Genomic DNA, 17500 nt, shown 5'->3' with positions numbered 1-17500 from the left:
GTTGCTCCTCGATCAGGTCAGGAGGGTCAGGAGTGGCGGGGGTCGTCGGTCGAGAGGCCGCCGCCCACCAGGGGGACGTCGTCCAGCACGGTGCCGCCGGCGGCGTCGCGCAGGGCGAGGGTCTCCCTCGGGCCGCCGGCCTCGGCGTCGTACGCGTTCTCGAGCGTGAGGTCGCGCAGGGTGACGCCGTCGGCGAGGACGGTCGCGGTGGCCCAGTCGCTCGCGGGCTTGTCGTAGGTCACGACGACGTCGGCGGGGTCGCCCGTCGCGCCGCGGATCGTGAGGCCCTCGGCGCCCGGCCAGACGGTGAGCACCTCGCGGTACGTGCCCGGTCCGACGACGATCTCGACCGGCCGGGGCGAGCGCGACGCCGCGCCCACGGCGGCCTGGATCGACAGGTAGTCGCCGGTGCCGTCCTGCGCCACCGTGACCTGCCGGCCGAGCCGGTCGTCGCGGGTGGTGCGGGTGCCGGCGTACCGGCTCAGCAGCGGCACGACGTCCTCGACGGGGTCGGCTTCGTAGTCGTAGAGGTCGGACGCCTCGAACGTGGGCCCGGTCTCGGCCGGCTCCTCGCCCCAGTTCCCGCGGAACAGGTTGTCGCGCTGGTGGAGCCTGGCGGCGTCGCCGCTGAGGATGAGCGGGTTGCGGGCGTTCTCGTAGACGCTCGACTCGACCAGCAGCGTGGAGCCGCCGCGCGACGTCGTGCCGTACGAGCTCACCCCGGACAGCCAGTTGTTGTACAGGTGGCCGAGCGCCACGTTGTCGATGCTGCCGTTGCGCTGGTGCACGTTCGAGAACCGGTTGTGGTGCAGCGTCAGCGTGGTCACCACGTTGTCCGTCCACCCGACGCCGAGCGTCTTGTTGTGGTCGTGGAAGGAGTTCCACGACGCCGTCACCGCGGTGGAGTCCTTGCGGACGTCGAGCTGGCCGTCGCCGAGCCGCGCGAACTCGTTGTGGTCGACCCAGACGTGGTCCGACGTGTCGATGCGGATGCCGTCGTTGTCGTTGTCCGCGCTCTTGCCGTCCCAGTCGGCCGCGACGTACGAGTCGCGGAACGTGAGGTTGCGGATGATGACGTTCTCGACCTCCAGCAGCCGCAGCCCGCCGCCGACGAGCTCGCCGCCCGTCGCCGCGCCGACGATCGTCTTGTCGCTCGCCACGTCGATCATCGAGCCGAACGGCTCCACGTCGAGGGTGCCATGCACCAGGATCGTCAGCGGCTCCTCGGCCGCGGCCGCCTCGGCCAGCGCGGCGGCGTCGCGCACCGTGACGGTCCGCCCGCCCGCCCCGCCCGTGGTGCCGTCGGGGAGCTCGTCGGTCGGCACGGACGCGAAGCCCGTCGCGGTGGGGGACCACACGGGACCGTCCGCGGAGGTCGTGGGCGGGGCCCCGATGCGGTGCAGCAGCGCCCGGCCTGCGGCCTCGGCGTCCGTGCCCGACGTCGCGTGCGCCACCGGGGCGAGCAGCGTCAGGCCCAGGACCGGGGCGGCGAGGGCCGCCGCGGCACGGCGGGCCCGCGGTCCCGGGCGGCGGGAGCGGGGGGAGGGGGTGCGGTGCGGGGTGGGTCGATGGTCCGCGCTGAAGGGCATCGTCGCGCCTCTCGTGAGACTCGGGCCGGGTGGCCCTCGGGTCGGGACGAGCGGGGCGGCGGCCGGGGCCCGTCGACGACGGCGGGGTGCCCGGTGGTGCCTGTCGTTGCTGCTCGTGCTGCTCGTGGTGCGGCCGACGTCGGTGTCGGTCTTCCCGTGCCCGTCGCGCTCTGCGACCGGAAACGCCTCAGAAACCGGTTTCTCACAACGTAGCCGAGGACGGCGCCCGCGTCAATAGTTCAGCCGCCGATATCAATCGGCTCGGAGGGCGGAGCTGTCAGGCGGCGATGCCGAGCCGGTCCCGCCAGCGCTCCCACGGCGGTGCGACCGCCCAGTTCAGCCGCAGCGTGCGCACGGCCCGCACCAGGCGTCGACGGCGGGCGTACCGCAGCGACCGGGCGGACACGCCGACGCGGAGCCGGCGGTCGCGGACGATCCGGCGGCGGGGCCCGAGGGCGAACGCGAGGTCCAGGTCGTCGTGGATCTCCGGGTCGACCCGTTCGACCTGGTCACGCACGGCCCACCACGTGCTGCGACGGAACGCCATGCAGGAGCCCCACAAGGCCGTGTGGCCGAGCGCCATCCGGGTGCTGGCGTAGTACGCGGAGAGGTACAGCGCGCACGCCCAGCGGCCGCCCCGCAGGTCGGTGAACGTCCCCGTCCCGGTCACGGCGTCGGCGGCGGGGTCGTCGGCCAGGTGCTGGGCGACGGCGCGCACCCAGCCGGGCGCGGGCTGCGAGTCGGCGTCGAGGCGCGCCACGACCTCGCCCGCCGCCGCGTCGTACCCCGCCGCCGCGGCGGCGGGGATGCCGACCCGCGGCTCGTGGACCACGACCGCCCCCGCGCGTCGGGCGACGTCGGCGGTCTCGTCCGTCGAGGCGTTGTCCACCACGACGACCTCGAGCGGGGCGAGCGTCTGCGCCGCGAGCAGCGCGAGGCACCGCTCGAGCGCGGCGGCGTCGTCGCGGGCAGGGATGACGACCGAGACCGTGGGGAGCGGCCGTCCCGAGAACCGGGCACCCGGCGCCCTCGTCACGGGAGCCCCCGTGCCGGTGTCCGGGCGGCACCCCGGGCGACGAGCCATGCCGCCGCGACGCTGCCCACGAGCGCCGCCGCGAGGTCGCCGACGGTGTCCGGGTACGTCACGTGGATGCTGTCGTCGACGAACCGGTGCCCCACCGCCTCGAGCAGCTCCCAGACGACGGCGAGCAGCGCGCCGAGGCCGACGGTCGTCAGGGCGGCCGTCGCGCGGGGGCGGACGGGAGACGTCGCGAGGCCGTCCCGGGTCAGCACCTGGTGGGCCAGAGCGGCGAGCGCACCGGTCGCGACGGCGTGCACGAGCAGGTCCAGGCCCGCGACCCGCTCGTAGAGACCGGCCGCGGCGCACCAGGCGGCGGCGAGCACGGCGGTCCCGCACGTGACGTCGAGCCACGCGGCGGCGCCGGACGCGCGGGGCACCATCGATCCGCCCAGGACGAGGGCGAACAGCGCGACCGCGACCCAGTCCGACGTCGCCGCGGCGACCAGGAGGCTCACCAGGGCCGCGGCACGGACGACGTCGCCCAGCACGATGCCCCACGTCGGCCGCCCCGGCGAGGGGCTCCAGGCCGTCCTGGTGCGCGTGGTCCACGGTGCCGGCGTCACGTGGCCAGCCTAGGCAGCGACGGCGGAAGCCCACCCGCCGAGGAGGCGGGAGGGCCTCGGCCGCCACCCTTCAGGACAGCCGGGCGGCTCCCACCCGTCCCACCGCGAGGTCGGCGACGTCCCCGGCGCCCGTGATGTCGAGGCGCCGGTCGACGACGGCCGCCACGACGTCGACCTCGAGGGACGACCCCGCCGGCACCGTGCGGACCGTGTCCCAGGCGAGCGCCGGGCCCAGCCCGACGTAGTCGCCCACGCGGGCGAACCACGGGTCGGGCTCCCCGGACGCCTGGGCCAGCACGAGGGTGGTCCAGGCCGGCCCGGTGCGCCGCACGACGGCCACCCACCGGCTGCGCGAGCCGTGCACGTCGCCGCCGCGGTCGGGACTCAGCGCGAAGGCCTCGTCGCCGGACGGGAGCCGCCAGAACCAGCCGCCGTACCCGGCGCCGGGCCGGCCGTGGGTCGCCGGGCTGCCGATCTCGAGGTCGGCGTCGCCGGCGAGCAGGCTGCCGTGCCAGCCGAGCGCCCACGCGTCGACCTCCGGCAGCACGACGGCCGTGAGCCGCCGCTCCTCGGTCAGCTGCACGCCCCCGCGCTCGTCCAGCCAGCGCACCTGCTGGGTCAGTGTGGCGCCGTCGTCCGTCACCTCCGTCCGCCCGGCCTCCTGGCGGCCGTGGTTCGCGAGCAGCGTCGGCCCCTGGTCGCGCACGTACGTGCGCCCGCCCCAGTGGCTGGTGCCGTCCACGTCGGCCACCGCCATCGAGACGCCGTAGTGGTGGCGGTGGTCCAGCGGGCTCTTCGTCGTCATCGCGACGCCCTGCGCCGAGTGCACCGGGTGCAGGAACGGCCGCGGGCTGTGCACCCCGGGCATGCCCTCGCCCCGCGAGTAGCGGCTGAGGGGGCGGTCGTCGCCGACGCCGAGCACCCAGTCGTCGTCGACGGGCCGCCACCGCGCCCGGACCGTGTCGTCGCGGGCGTGCGCGCGCCCCGCGAGGTCCGCCGAGGTCACGCCGAGCCGGCGCGCGGGCGGTACCGGCCCGGTGCTGCCCCGCACCACCAGCCCCGGGGTCACGTGCACGGCGATGCCCTCCGCGCCGAGCCGCGTGCGCTCGGTGCCGAGCACGCGGGCGTGCAGCAGCTCCCAGGCGCGACGGCCGAGGTCGGCCTGCGGCACGGCGGCCGTGGTCAGCGACGGCGTCGCGTAGCGGGCGAGCTCGATGTCGTCGAAGCCGCCGATCGAGATGTCTCCCGGCACCGCCACGCCGGCCTCGTTGAGCCGCGCGAGGAGGCCGAACGCGACCAGGTCGTTGAACGCCACGACGCCCGTCGCCCCGGTCGCCAGCACCGCGTCCGCCGCGCGGTACCCGGCGTCCACGGTGGGGCCGCACGGCACGGTCGTGACGCGCAGGCCCGGGTGCCGCTCGCGGGCGTCGTCGAGGGCGCGGGCGCGCAGCCCGTTCGACGCGCTCGAGCGCGGGCCGGCGACGTACGCGAGCTCGCGGTGCCCGAGCGCGACCAGGTGGTCCACCATGCTGCGCACGCCGGCCGCGTAGTCCACGCGCACGCTCGGCACGGTGAGGCCGGGCACGTGCCGGTTGACCACGACGACCGGCTCCAGCCGCGGCAGGAGCTCGAGCAGCGCGTCCTCGGACGTGCGCGGCGCGGCGAGCACGAGCGCGTCGCACCGCTGCCGCGCCTCGAGCGCGACCTCGGCCTCGTCGGCCGTGTTCTCGGCGGTGTCGGCCACCAGGACGCGGTAGTCGTGCGGCGCGGCCGCCGCCATCGTGCCGCGCAGGATCTGCTGGAACATCGGGTTCGCGAGGTCCGGCACGACCAGCGCCACGGAGTTGGTGCGACCCAGGGACAGGCTGCGCGCCACCCGGCTGGGCTGGTAGCGCAGGTCCTTCGCGGCGACGCGCACCCGCTCGGCGATGTCCCGGGCGACGCTGGCCCGGCCGTTCATCACCCGCGAGACGGTCGCCCGCGACACCCCGGCGGCGGCCGCCACCTCGTCGATCGTCGGGCCGCCCGAGCGGGCCATCAGGCGTCCTTCCCGGCCACGGTGACGCGCACCGGGCCGAAGGTGCCGCCGTCGCCCGGCCGCAGGTCCGCCCCGAGCGGGGCGCTCGCGAACAGGCCGACCTCCGCACCGATCCAGTGGCCGACGACGGCCTGCCACGGGGGCGCGGGCTCGTGCCACTCCGCGTCGTCGTCCCCGGGCGGGGCGTCGTCGCGCCAGGCCCAGGTGACGCGGCCCTCGGCGTCGACGGCGGTGCGTAGGACGACGCCCGTCGCGCCCGCGGGCACGGGCTCCTGCGCGAGGATCTCCTCGTCGCCGTAGGTGCCGCCCCGTCGCACCGTCACCTCGACGCCGCCGGGCGTGCGCACCAGCCCGGCCCAGGCGTACTCGCGGCCGAGGACGACGACGCCGGCGCGGGTGCCGGGCGCGTCGCCCACGAGCCCGACCGGGGTCTCCCACGTGCTCGGCTGCCCCGGCAGCTGCTGGCTCAGGACGGCGCCCTGGTCGCGCAGGTTGCCCCGGGGCGAGGGCTGTGCGGGCAGGCGCAGCGTGCCGCCGCCGTCGGCCACGGCCCAGCCCTCGGCGGGGTTCGCCTGCCAGTGCCAACGGGGTGCGAGGCCCGGGGAGGCGAAGTCGTCGCCGCGCACCGGCTCTCCGGGCTCGGCGGCCGGTACCGGCGTCGGGTGCGTGAGCACGGGCGAGCCCTCCTCGCCCATGACCGGCCATCCGTCGTCGTCCCATCGCATCGGCTGCAGGTGCACGACGCGGCCGAAGACGCCGCGGTCCTGGAAGTGCAGGAACCAGTCGGCGCCGTCGGGGGTGTCCACCCAGGCGCCCTGGTGCGGGCCGTTGACCGGGGTGTCGCCCTGGGCCAGCACCACGCGGTGCTCGTACGGGCCCCACACCGACCGGGACCGGAACGCCGTCTGCCAGCCGGTCGCGACGCCGCCCGCCGGCGCGAGGATCCAGTACCAGCCGTCGCGCTGGTACAGCTTGGGGCCCTCGAGCGTGCGGAAGCCCGGCAGCTCGTCGCCGTCGACCACGGTGCGCGCCGGCCCGACGACGCGGCGCAGGGCGGGGTCCACCTCGACCACCGTGAGGCGGTTCTTCACGCCGGCGCGGCTCTTGGCCCAGCCGTGCACGAGGTAGGCGCGGCCGTCGTCGTCCCACAGCGGGCAGGGATCGATGAGGCCCTGGCCCGGCACCAGGCACCAGGGCTCGGACCACGGGCCGCGCGGGTCGGCGGCCGTGAGGACGAAGATCCCGTGGTCCGGGTCGGGGTAGACGATCCAGAACAGGCCGTCGTGGTGGCGCAGGCTGGGCGCCCACACCCCCGAGCCGTGGCGGGGGAGCGCGTAGTGCCCGGACTGGGGCAGCGCGGGCAGCGCGTTCGCCACGTGCTCCCAGCTCACGAGGTCGCGCGAGTGCAGCACGGGCAGCCCGGGGGCGCGGTTGAAGCTGGACGCGATCAGCCAGTAGTCGTCCCCGACGCGCACCGCGTCGGGGTCCGGCCAGTCCGCGTCGAGGACCGGGTTGCTGTAGTAGGTCATGGTCGCCTTCCGTCACGTCGCTGGGACAGTCGGCGAGAAACCGTGAGAAACCGGTTCCCGCCGTGCTGTGCCCAGCCTAGCAACCGGTTTCCGCCGGAGGGAACGCTCGGTGCGTCGAAACGGTGCGGCGGGCCCCTCAGCCGGCCAGCACGTGCGACACGTAGAGGGCCGCGGCGCCGACGAACGAGACCGCGCCGACGGCGAGGGCCACCTGCTGCATGCGGCGGTGGCCGACGCCGCCGCGGAGCCGGACGGCCGCCCAGATCACGGCGGCGGCGGCCACGAGCGGGACCACGAAGAGCGCCAGGGACACGACGGCGAGCACGACCAGCCAGACGTCCGCGGCGGGCGCGGCGGCCGGGGGCGGAGGGGCCGCCGGGACCGCCGGTGCGGCCGGGGTCGATGCGGCGGCGATGGCGTCCACCGGGCCCAGCTCGTCCAGCACGCGCCGGGCCCCGGCGTCGTCCGACCCGTGCAGCGCGAGCGACTCCGCCGCGTGCTCGCGCACCGCGGCGAGGGTCTCGGCGCGCTCGCGCGGCTCGCTCGCCGCCAGCGCGTGCTCGAGGTCGGCGAGGTACGCCTCGACGAGCGGGGGGAACGCGGGTGCTGCGGTCATCAGGGCTCCAGGGTCGTGCGGACGTCGGCGGTGAACCGGGACCAGGTGGCGGTGAACGTCTCGAGCGCCGCCTGGCCCTCGGTCGTGAGCTCGTAGTACCGGCGCGGCGGGCCCATCGGGGACGCGACCTGCGTCGTCGTGACCCAGCCCTGCTGGCGCAGCCGCGAGAGCAGCGGGTACAGGGTGCCCTCGCTGGTCAGCAGGGTGCTCGTGGCGCCGAGGCGCTCGGCGAGCTCGAGGCCGTAGGCCGGCCCCGATCGCAGGCAGGCCAGGACGCAGTACTCCACGACCCCTTTGCGGAGCTGGGTGAGGACCACGTCGGAGCTCGGTACCATGCCACACAAGATAGCAGTCACTTGCGTCGCAAGGTAGCGGCCCGACGGGAGCCCCGGACGGCGCGCCGCCCGGGGCTCGTGTCAGTGTCCGGTTCAGCCCCGCGCGTCGTCGGCGACGGCCAGCGCGAGCTCGCAGAACATCGAGTCGGCCCACGAGAACCAGGGCCGGGAGAACGATGTCGGGTCCGACGGGTCGAAGCTCTCGTGCACGTGGCCGGTACCGGCGTCGGTCTCAGCCACGAGCTGCAGCAGACGGGCCCGGTCCTCGGGCGTGCCCGTCAGTCCCTCGACGGCGAGCGCGATGGGCCACACCCGGCCCGGTCCGGTGTGCGGGCTGCCGACGCCCGCCGTCACGGTGCCCGAGAACCAGTACGGGTTCGCGGGGCTGAGCACGAAGGAGCGCGTGGCCCGCCAGACGTCGTCGTCGAGCACGTCGGGGGCGATCAGCGGCAGGGAGAGGAGGGACGGAGTGTTGGCGTCGTCCATGCACAGCACGCCGCCCAGCCCGTCGACCTCGTACGCGTAGATCAGCGCGCCGCGAGCCGAGGCGGCCGGGGAGGGCACGGTCCCGTGCGCCTCGACGCCCCGGACGAGCTCGCGGGACAGCGCGCGTGCGTCGTCGGTCAGTGCCCGGTCGCCGTAGACCTCCTCGGCGATCTCGGCGACCGCGAGCAGAGCCTGCGCGGCGAACAGGTTCGCCGGCACGTTGTAGCCGTACGTGCAGGCGTCGTCGGACGGGCGGAAGGCGCTCCACGTCATGCCCGTGAAGCCGACCGGGGTGCCGCGGCCGTCACGCGCGAGCGTCTCGGTGGGGATCGTGGTCTCGCGGCTGAAGCGGTACGGCGACGCGTCGTGGTGCTGCTCCGTGCGCCACTGGTCGACGACCGTCCGCAGCACGCGGTGCGCACGGTCGTCGAACACGTCCGTGCGACCCGTCTCGCGCCACCACCGGTGGGCGAGCGTGACCGGGTACGCGAGGCTGTCGACCTCGTACTTCTGCTCCCACACGTGCGGGTCGTCGCAGACGTCGTCGGGGTCGTAGTGCGCGCCGGTGGGGCCGTCGTTGAACGCGTTGGCGTACGGGTCGTGGTCCAGGCAGGCGAGCTGTCGGCGCACGACGCCTGCCACGAGGGCGGCCAGGGGCGCGCAGTCCGCGAGGAACCGCAGGTACGGCGTGAGCTGGGTGGTCGAGTCCCGCAGCCACATCGCCGGGATGTCACCGGTGATGACGAAGATGCTGCCGTCCGCGCCCACCGTGAGGGTGTCGGTGAGCGTGCGCCGCAGCGCGGCGAGCACCATCGCGCCGACACGCTCGCCCGACGTGGCGCGCACGCGCTCGGCCGCCGCGTGCAGCGTCGCGTCGATCGCCGGGTGGAGTGGCGCCGGGTCGAGGGGGGTGGTCGTGGTCAGCGGTCCCACGGGGTGGTGTCCTCCCGGTCGGTGACGCGCACGACGGCGGCGTCGGCGGGCTCGTCGAGGTCGGGGGTGCACCACGCGCCGACGGTCACGGGCACCGCGGCCGGCTCGCCGGTCGCCCAGGAGCCGAGCGCGTCGAGGCCGAGGTCGAACGTCAGGGACGTCGTGGCACCGGCCGCGACCGTGGCGCGCCGCACGCCCAGGAGCGTACGGCGCCGGGGGCGGATGCCTCGCTCGTGCCGGCGCCCGTAGAGCGGCACCGACAGCTCGAGAGCATCGGGCCCGGAGTTCGTCACCTCGACGGACAGCGCGACGGTGGCGCCGGCGGCGAGGTCGTCCGCGCGGACGGCCGCGGCGCGGGTGCGCACGGTGGTCGTGACGCCCGGTGCGTGCGCGGCGCCGAAGGGCAGCCCCCGCACCACGGGGTGGTCGAGGTAGCCACGGGCCGTCTCGAGGCGCTCGTCGTGCGCCACGGGCACGACGCCGTCGGCCACGGGGAACGTGGCGGGCAGCCTGCCGGAGGCGGCGCCGGTGAGCAGCGCGTCGGCGATCGCGGCGCCGCCGGTGGGGCCGGGGAACGGGACGACGAGCAGGGCGTCGACGAGCGGCAGCAGCGCGGTGAGCACCCGGGGGCGGCCGTCGACCACGACGCCGACCACGGGCCGGCCGGACTCCCGCGCCGCGCGAGCCACGTCGAGCTGGGCCTGCGGCAGCGCGACCGACGAGAGGTCCACGCCCTCGCCGTTCGTGGTGTCGGGGGCGGGCCCCTCGACGGCGCCGTTGTCGGCGAACTCGTCGTCGTAGGAGCGACGGCTGGTCCCGCCGAGCACGACCACGGCCACGTCGGCCGCAGAGCATGCGTCCCGGACGGCGTCGAGCGCGCCGGTCCCGTCGGGCTGCTCGTCGAGGGGACCGCGCAGGCGGCTGCCCGGCGCGTGCCGTACCCGGTCGGTGCCGAGCCGGTCGGCGAGCGCGGACAGCACGGTGGACGCGGCCGGGTCCGCCGGCGGGCGCGGCGGCGTGTAGTCGCCGAGCTGGGCGTCGAGGTCGTCGGCGTTGGGGCCGACGACGGCGACGGTCGTCCCGGCACGCAGCGGCAGCACGCCGTCGTCGCGCACCAGGGCCACGGACTGCCGCGCGGCACGCTCGACGAGGGCGAGCACGTCCCGTGCCGGGGTCTGCAGCGGGGCGGGCACGGGATCGCCGAGCAGCCCGAGCCGGTGCTTGAGGGCGAGCACGCGGTCGACGGCGCGGTCGAGCACGGCCTCCTCGACCAGGCCCCGGTCCAGGGCCTCCTCGACGTGCGTGTACGCCTCGTCCCAGAGGCTGAGGTCCACCCCCGCCTGCAGCGCGAGCGCCGCGGCGGACGCCGGGTCGGGGGAGCTGTCGCGCAGGCGGTCGATCGCGGTGCCGTCGGCCATGACGAGCCCGCGCCAGCCCCATGCCTCCCGGATCGTGCCGGTGAGCAGCTCCTCGTTGGCGCTGCACGGCACGCCGTCGACGTCGTTGTACGCGGCCATGTACCCCGCGACGCCCGCGCGCGCCGCGGCGTACGCCGGGCGCAGGTGCAGCTCGCCGAGCTCGCGCCGCCCGATCGGGGCGCCCGACCCGTTACGACCGCCGATGCCGGCCCCCTGGCCGGCGAGGTGCTTGGCCACGACCGCGACGTGGGCGCCGTCGATCGCGTCGTCGCACGACGTCGTGCCCTGCATCCCGCGGACCGTCGCCCGGACGAGCATCGCGGCGAGGGCCGGGTCCTCCGAGAAGCACTCCTCGGCCCTGCCCCAGCGCGGGTCGCGCAGCACGTCGAGGCCCGAGACGAGCGCGACGTGCGTGCCGCGGGCGCGCGCCTCCGCCGCCACGAGGGCACCGAGCTCCTCGGTGAGCGCGACGTCCATGCCGGCGCCCAGCGCGAGGTTGACCGGCAGCGTCGTCCCGCCGAGCGCCATCAGCCCGTGCGGGGCCTCCTCGACGAACAGGACGGGCAGGCCGTCGCCGTGCCGGGTCACGTGCTCCTGCACCGCGGCGTACGCCTCGGCGCTGCGCTCCGGGGGCACGCCGTTCCCCCAGTGCACCGCCGACCACGGGTCGGCGCGGAGCACGCCGTAGAGGGCGCCGAGCCCGCCCCACCGGTCGACCTCGGCGCGCAGGACGTCGGTGACCCGCGGCGCGCCGTCGACCCAGCGGACCGCCTCCCAGCCCTTGAGGCGCTGGTTGACCTGGCCGATGCGGGAGCGCAGGGACAGCGAGCCGGCGACGACGGCCGTCATCCCTTGACCGCCCCCGACAGCAGCGCGCGCTGCATCTGGCGCTGCAGCACGGTGTACACGAGGTAGACGGGCAGCAGCGTGAACAGCGTGCCGGCCATGAGGACGCCGTAGTCGGTGCCCGCGTCCACCTTGAGGGTCGGCAGCGCCACCTGGATGGTGCGCTGCGCCGTGTCCGGGCCGATGAGGATCAGCGGGTACAGGTAGGCGTTCCAGAACGACAGGAAGTTGAGCAGCAGCACGGTCGCGATGCCGGGGATGCAGATCGGCAGGTAGACCTGCCGGAGCACCTGCAGCGAGGTGGCACCGTCCATCGACGCCGCCTCCTCGAGCTCCCGCGGGATCGTCCGCATGAACGACGTGAGGATGACGACGGACAGCGGCAGCGCGGTGGCCGGCAGCAGGAGCACCACGAACGTGCGCGTGTGGAACAGTCCGAGCGCCGCCGCGAGCAGGAACGTCGGGAAGAGCGCGGCGAACGACGGGATGAGGAAGCCGAGCGCGAAGACGCCCTCGACGACCTTGCCGGCGCGGCCCCGGGCACGGGCCAGGGCGAACGACGCAGGGAGGGCGAGGACGAGCGTGAGGACCAGGGCGCCGAGCGTCGTCAGCACCGAGTTCGCGATGGCGAGCCAGAGGTCCGCCTGGTCGATCGCCGTCACGAAGTTCGACAGGTCCCACGTGGTCGGCAGCGCCAGCGGGGACTCGAAGATCTCCTCGTTGTCCTTGAACGACGAGACGATGAAGTAGTAGAAGGGCACGATCAGCAGGGCGGCGTAGATCCAGGCGAGCGTGCCGCTCGTGATCGAGCCGATGCGGTCGCGCAGGGGCAGGGCTGCGGTGCGCCGGGCCATGGCGGTCTCCTTGGCAGGTCGGGGATCAGTGGGTCGCGCGGAGCACGCGGCGGATGACGCCCATGCCCAGCAGCCCGATCACGAAGAGGATGACGCCGACGGCCTGGCTGTAGCCCAGGTCGGCCTCGACGAACGCCTTCTGGTAGATGAGGTAGGCCAGCGTCGTCGTCGACGTCCCGGGCCCGCCCTGGGTCAGGAGCAGGACGTTCTGCGCCGAGTTGAACAGCATCGACAGGAACTGCAGCATCGTGACGACGCCGATGAAGTCGCGGGCGATCGGCCAGTACATGCGCCAGGCGATGCGCCAGTCGCCGGCGCCGTCGATCCGTGCCGCGGACACGATCTCGGCGTCCACGCCGTCGAGGCGGGAGGCGATGAGCACGGCCGAGTAGCCGATGCCGCTCCACAGCTCGACGGCGATGATCGCGCCGAGCGCGGTGCTCGGGTCCGCGAGCCAGGCCGTGCCGTCGAACCCGAGCGGGCGCAGCACGCCGTTGACGAGGCCGTCCGGGTTGAGCATCGCGTAGAACACCATGGCGGTGGCGGGCGCGGAGATGAGCGCCGGGATGAAGAGCAGATAGCGCAGCACCCGGTGCCCGCGGGGCTTCTGCACCACGTAGAACGCGAGCAGGAACGCCAGCACGATCATGATCGGCAGCCCGACGACGATCTGGACGGCGGAGTTGCGCGTCGCGGCCCAGAAGGTCGCGTCGGAGAACACGGCCGCGAAGTTGTCGAGGCCGGAGAAGCTCGGCGTGACGAGCATGCCCGGCCAGGACAGGAACGCGATGACGAACATCGCGACCACGGGGCCGATCATGAACACCGCGTACCAGACGAGGGCGGGCAGGGCGAGGCCCGGGAACCGCTCGCGGAGCGTCCGGCGGCGGGTCCGGGAGGTGCCCGGCGGTGGGGTGCGGGTGGCGGCGGGGGCGTCGGCGTCGACGAGCGCGGTCATGGGGATCCTTTCGGGGCGCCGGCGGTCAGGCCGCGTCGTAGGACTTCTCGAACGCGTCGACGATCCGTTCGGCGGACGCGGAGGACCCATAGGCCATGGCGGTCACCTTGATCATCGGTTCGAAGACGGAGTCGGGGATGAGCAGGTCGGGCAGCATCACGGGCATGACGTCGTCGTCGGTGAGGCGGGACGCCTGCGCGACCAGGGGGAAGTCCTGGCTGACCGTGTCGGTGACCCGGTTCATGTCGCGGCCGGAGCCCAGGATGAACGCGTCGGTGACCTCGTCGGAGTACAGGTCCTGGACGAACGGCTTGATGAGGTCGAGCTTGTCCGCGCCGTTCTCGCTGATCCAGATGCCGTGGCCGTTGTAGCTCTTGATGACGCTGGGGCGGGCCAGTACGCCCCCCTCGGACGGCATCGGCCAGCCGCCCACCGTGACCTCCTTCGCCCGTTCGTTCGGGACGAGCGCGAGCGCCGAGGACATCGCGGGCACGATCGCGGCCTTGCGGGTGTTGAACTGCGTGAGCTCCGAGTCCGAGGTGTAGCCCTGCACGTCGTCGACGAAGACGCCCGCGTCGCGCAGCTCGACGAAGTGCTCCACGCCGGCGACCGCACCTGCGCTCTCGGACAGCCTGCCGGTCGAGAAGACGGTGCGCGCCTCCTCCTGGCTCAGGAAGCCCTGGAGGATCTGGAGGAACAGCTTCTGCCCGCTCCAGTCGGAGCCGCCGACCGTCACCGGCCCGATGCCCTTCGAGCGCAGGGCGTCCGCGACGGCGACGAGCTCGTCCGAGGTGGTGGGGATCTCGACGCCGGCCTCCTCGAGCAGCCCGGTGTTGAACGACACGGGCCAGTTGGTGCGTGTGAAGGGGAACGCCCGCAGGCGTCCTTCGTCGTCGGTCCACTCGGCGACGGCCTCGGGGAGGATCTTGTCCCGCAGGTCCCAGGCGTCGAGCAGGTCGGTGACGGGGATGGTCGCGCCCGCGCCCGTCCAGCCGAGGGTGCGCCCCATCATGTTGACGATCGCGACGTCGGCCTGCTTGCCGGCGAGGGTGCTGGTCTCGAAGACGATGGGAAGGTCGGAGCCGTTCTTGAGCTGTGCGACGGTGCGGCCCGTGCGGCGCTGGTAGGCCGCGACCACGTCCGAGAACACCTGGGCGCCGGCGACGGCGCCGCTGAGCTGGGTGTGCACGGAGATCGAGCCCGGCCCGCTGGAGGCGGGGACGAGGGCCCCACAGCTCGCGAGGAGCGGCGTGGCGATGGCGCTGCCGAACACGGCCTTCAGCACGGCACGCCTGCTGACGTCGTGGGTCACTGAGCCTCCCTGGGAGCTACGGTGCGTCGTTCGGGTGGTCGGAGACCGTCCTCCGACACCGCTCGTTGTAAAGCGGTACACATCAAGTGGCGTGCAACGTATACCGCTTTACATGCGAGGGTCAACCCCCTACTCTCGGACGCACCATGACTGCAACGAGCCCGAAACGCGTGACGATCGCGGACGTCGCCCGGCGCGCCGGCGTCTCGCCCTCCGCCGTGTCGCACGCCTTCAACGGGCGGCCCAACGTCTCCGAGGCGACCGCGGCCCGGATCCGTGCGGCGGCGGACGAGCTCAACTGGCGGCCGAACTACGCGAGCCGCAAGGTCTCGGGGCAGGGCGGCCGCAGCCTCGGGCTCGTCATCGCCCGGTCGCGGGACACCTTCGGCCGCGACCCGTTCTTCATGCGCCTCCTCGCCGGGCTCACGGAGCCGCTCGCGGACATCGGGTGGTCGCTCTCGCTGACCCTGGTGCAGGCCGACGAGGAGGAGCGGGTCTACCGGCAGTGGTGGGCGGAGCAGCGGGTCGACGCGTTCCTGCTCGTGGACGTGCGGGACGACGACCCGCGTCTGGCCCTCGTCAAGCAGCTCGGCGCCCCGGCGGCGCTGCTCGGTGCGCCGGTCGGGGACGGGGTCGCGTCCGTCACCGTGCAGGACGAGACGGCGTTCACCACCGTCCTCAGCCACCTCGCCGGACTCGGCCACCGCAGCGTCGCCCGCGTCACCGACGCCCCGGGCCTCGCGCACACGGGGACCCGCGACCGACGCTTCGCGGGTGCGGCCGCCGAGCTGGGGGTCGAGGCCACCTTCCACGCCTGGGACCCGGAGGCCGACGACCCGGTCGCCGAGCTGCTCGGCCGCCTCGGTGCCGCCACCGCGATCGTCGTCGACAGCGAGTCGATCGCGGCCCAGATCGTCGCGCACGCGCCGGAGGTCGGCGTCCGGGTGCCGGACCAGCTGTCCGTCGTGGCCTGGGAGGACTCCTGGGTGTCCTCCCTCGTGCGGCCGCGGCTCACCGCTCTCGACGCCCCCGTCGAGGAGAGCGCGCGCACCGCGGTCGCGCTGCTCGAACGACTCGTGCGCGGCGAGGCCGCCGAGTCCCGGACCGTCAGCGGCCGCCGTCTGGTCGTGCGCGACTCGACGGCGCCCGCACCCCGGTAGCCACCCAGCACCACCGAGACCCACCGAGACCCGCCCCACCGAGACACAGCGAGGAAGCACCTTGACTTCGACCGTGCCGCGCTTCGGCGTCAACTACACCCCGTCCCGCGACTGGATGTTCCAGTGGATGGCCGTCGACCCCGACGTCGTCCGCGCCGACTTCGAGGCGATCGCCGGGCTCGGCGCCGACCACGTCCGCGTCTTCCCGCTGTGGCCCGTGCTGCAGCCGAACCGCACGCTGGTCCGCCGGCGCGCCCTCGACGACGTCGCGCTCGTCACCGACGTCGCCGCGGAGTTCGGGCTCGACGTCGCGGTCGACGTCATCCAGGGGCACATGTCAGGCTTCGACTTCGTCCCTGCTTGGCTCGTGAACTGGCACGACGGCAACATGTTCGCCGACCATGGCGCGGTCGACGCCCAGGCCGCCCTCGTGGCCGCCGTCTACGACGCCGTGCGGGACCGCCCGAACTTCCTGGGCCTCACCCTCGGGAACGAGCTCAACCAGTTCCTGGAGCCGAACCCCGCGGCGATGCCGGCGACCACGGACGAGGTCACCCACTGGCTCACCTCGCTGCTCGACGCGCCCCGCGACCGCGACCCGCGCCACGTCGTCGTGCACAGCGAGAACGACCACCTCTGGTACTGGGACGACCACTCGTTCCTGCCCGAGCACGCGGCGCGCCTCGGCGACATGACGACCGTGCACTCCTGGATCTTCAACGGCACGGCCGCGACCTACGGCGCCCTCTCGCCGCAGTCCGTGCGCCACGCGGAGTGGATGATCGAGCTGTCGAAGGCCTTCGCGACGGATCCGCGGCGCCAGGTGTGGCTCCAGGAGGTCGGCGCCCCGTCGATGAACCTCGCCGAGGCCGAGATGCCCGAGTTCTGCTCGCGCACCATCGAGGCGGCCCTCACCTCGAGCGAGCTGTTCGCCGTCACCTGGTGGTGCTCGCACGACGTCACGCGCGACCTCGCCGACTACAAGGACCTCGAGTACTCGCTCGGCCTGCTCGACACCGAGAACCGGGTCAAGCCGCTCGGCCGCCGGTTCGCCGAGGTCGTCGCGGACGCCCGGCGGGGAGCGCTGGCGCTCGCGCAGCCCCGCACCGTCGGCGTCGTGGTCGACGTCGACGACGACGACCTCCCGCGCTCGCGGCCCTCGCTCGGGCCGGGCGGCGCCGTCTTCGAGCTGTGGCACGAGCTGCGTGAGCGGGGCACGGACGTCACCGTCGTGACGAGCGCGACCGCGGCCGACCCGGCGGCGCTGGAGGCGCGAGGGATCACCGAGCTCGCGCGCGCCGAGGCACGGCCGGCCTGACGCCGGCTCAGCCCGCCGCCCTGCGCACCAGGGCGGTGAGCTTCTCCTCGAACGCTGGGGTCCAGGCCAGCACCGCGAAGGCGGTCGGCCAGAAGTCGCCGTCGTCGAGGTGCGCCGCGGGGTCGAAGCCGACGGTCGCGTAGCGGGTCTTGAACTTCGCGGCGGGCTGCACGAAGACGACCATCTTGCCGGCGGCGTCCGCGAAGCCGGGCATGCCGTAGTAGGTCTTGGGCACGAGGTGGGGCGCGACCTCGGAGGTGACCCGGTACAGCCCCTCGGCGATGGCCCGGTCGGTGCCCTCGAGTGGCTCGATCGCCTCGCGCACCGCCTTCTCGCCCGCGGCACGGTTCTTGCCGGCCTTCTCCTGCTCGCGCAGCTCCTTGGCGCGCTGCTTCACTGCCGCGCGCTCGTCGGCGCTCAGACCCTCGGACGTGGCCATGACGTTCCTCCCGGTGGGTGGGGCG

General features: G+C 74.5%; 15 protein-coding genes. 2 read left to right on the top strand and 13 right to left on the bottom strand.

Going from position 1 to position 17500, the window contains the following annotated elements:
- Positions 1-26: 26 nt before the first annotated feature.
- From ACFQ8T_RS19170 to ACFQ8T_RS19115, 12 genes are all read right to left on the bottom strand, one after another.
- Positions 27-1589, bottom strand: a complete 1563-nt coding sequence (locus tag ACFQ8T_RS19170) for a pectinesterase family protein (RefSeq protein WP_430548073.1) — start codon at positions 1587-1589, stop codon at positions 27-29.
- A gap of 277 nt (positions 1590-1866) precedes the next feature.
- Entirely contained in the window at positions 1867-2625 is a 759-nt protein-coding gene (locus ACFQ8T_RS19165; protein ID WP_430548072.1) for a glycosyltransferase family 2 protein, read from the bottom strand.
- Positions 2622-3233 carry a hypothetical protein gene (locus tag ACFQ8T_RS19160; protein ID WP_430548071.1) on the bottom strand — a complete coding sequence of 204 codons (612 nt, stop codon included), beginning with the start codon at positions 3231-3233 and terminating at the stop codon, positions 2622-2624. The genes ACFQ8T_RS19165 and ACFQ8T_RS19160 overlap by 4 nt, the downstream gene beginning before the upstream one ends.
- Before the next feature lie 70 nt (positions 3234-3303).
- Entirely contained in the window at positions 3304-5271 is a 1968-nt protein-coding gene (locus ACFQ8T_RS19155; protein WP_430548070.1) for a DUF6807 family protein, read from the bottom strand.
- Entirely contained in the window at positions 5271-6800 is a 1530-nt protein-coding gene (locus ACFQ8T_RS19150; RefSeq protein WP_430548069.1) for a family 43 glycosylhydrolase, read from the bottom strand. The genes ACFQ8T_RS19155 and ACFQ8T_RS19150 overlap by 1 nt, the downstream gene beginning before the upstream one ends.
- A 136-nt stretch (positions 6801-6936) precedes the next feature.
- On the bottom strand, positions 6937-7416 hold the full coding sequence (locus ACFQ8T_RS19145; protein ID WP_430548068.1) for an HAAS signaling domain-containing protein: 480 nt from the start codon (positions 7414-7416) through the stop codon (positions 6937-6939).
- On the bottom strand, positions 7416-7751 hold the full coding sequence (locus ACFQ8T_RS19140; protein WP_430548067.1) for a PadR family transcriptional regulator: 336 nt from the start codon (positions 7749-7751) through the stop codon (positions 7416-7418). Before ACFQ8T_RS19140 ends, ACFQ8T_RS19145 begins: the two co-directional genes overlap by 1 nt.
- Positions 7752-7844: 93 nt before the next feature.
- Entirely contained in the window at positions 7845-9170 is a 1326-nt protein-coding gene (locus ACFQ8T_RS19135) for a glycoside hydrolase family 125 protein (protein WP_430548066.1), read from the bottom strand.
- Positions 9158-11437, bottom strand: coding sequence for a glycoside hydrolase family 3 N-terminal domain-containing protein (locus tag ACFQ8T_RS19130; RefSeq protein WP_430548065.1), 2280 nt, complete (start codon positions 11435-11437; stop codon positions 9158-9160). The genes ACFQ8T_RS19135 and ACFQ8T_RS19130 overlap by 13 nt, the downstream gene beginning before the upstream one ends.
- Positions 11434-12288: a carbohydrate ABC transporter permease gene (locus ACFQ8T_RS19125; protein ID WP_430548064.1), complete on the bottom strand. Its 855-nt coding sequence runs from the start codon at positions 12286-12288 to the stop codon at positions 11434-11436. Before ACFQ8T_RS19125 ends, ACFQ8T_RS19130 begins: the two co-directional genes overlap by 4 nt.
- 25 nt (positions 12289-12313) lie before the next feature.
- Positions 12314-13246, bottom strand: coding sequence for a carbohydrate ABC transporter permease (locus tag ACFQ8T_RS19120; RefSeq protein ID WP_430548063.1), 933 nt, complete (start codon positions 13244-13246; stop codon positions 12314-12316).
- 25 nt (positions 13247-13271) lie between these two features.
- Complete coding sequence (locus ACFQ8T_RS19115; RefSeq protein ID WP_430548062.1) at positions 13272-14558, bottom strand: ABC transporter substrate-binding protein; 1287 nt, start codon at positions 14556-14558, stop codon at positions 13272-13274.
- 170 nt (positions 14559-14728) lie between these two features.
- Here ACFQ8T_RS19115 and ACFQ8T_RS19110 point away from each other — a divergent pair, with 170 nt between their 5' ends.
- A complete protein-coding gene (locus ACFQ8T_RS19110) occupies positions 14729-15718 on the top strand; it encodes a LacI family DNA-binding transcriptional regulator (RefSeq protein ID WP_430548061.1) in 990 nt (329 codons plus the stop codon).
- Between the two features lie 61 nt (positions 15719-15779).
- Entirely contained in the window at positions 15780-17036 is a 1257-nt protein-coding gene (locus ACFQ8T_RS19105; protein WP_430548060.1) for a glycosyl hydrolase, read from the top strand.
- Positions 17037-17043: 7 nt separating this feature from the next.
- Here the strand turns inward: ACFQ8T_RS19105 and ACFQ8T_RS19100 are convergent, their stop codons facing one another.
- Positions 17044-17475: a hypothetical protein gene (locus tag ACFQ8T_RS19100; RefSeq protein ID WP_430548059.1), complete on the bottom strand. Its 432-nt coding sequence runs from the start codon at positions 17473-17475 to the stop codon at positions 17044-17046.
- Between the last annotated feature and the right edge of the window lie 25 nt (positions 17476-17500).

Origin of the sequence: Isoptericola sp. NPDC056618, assembly GCF_042792715.1 — a bacterium.
GTDB classification, from domain to species: Bacteria; Actinomycetota; Actinomycetes; order Actinomycetales; family Cellulomonadaceae; genus Isoptericola; species Isoptericola nanjingensis.
Note: the sequence above shows the minus strand (reverse complement) of the source record. Positions and strands in the feature narration are given on the sequence as shown.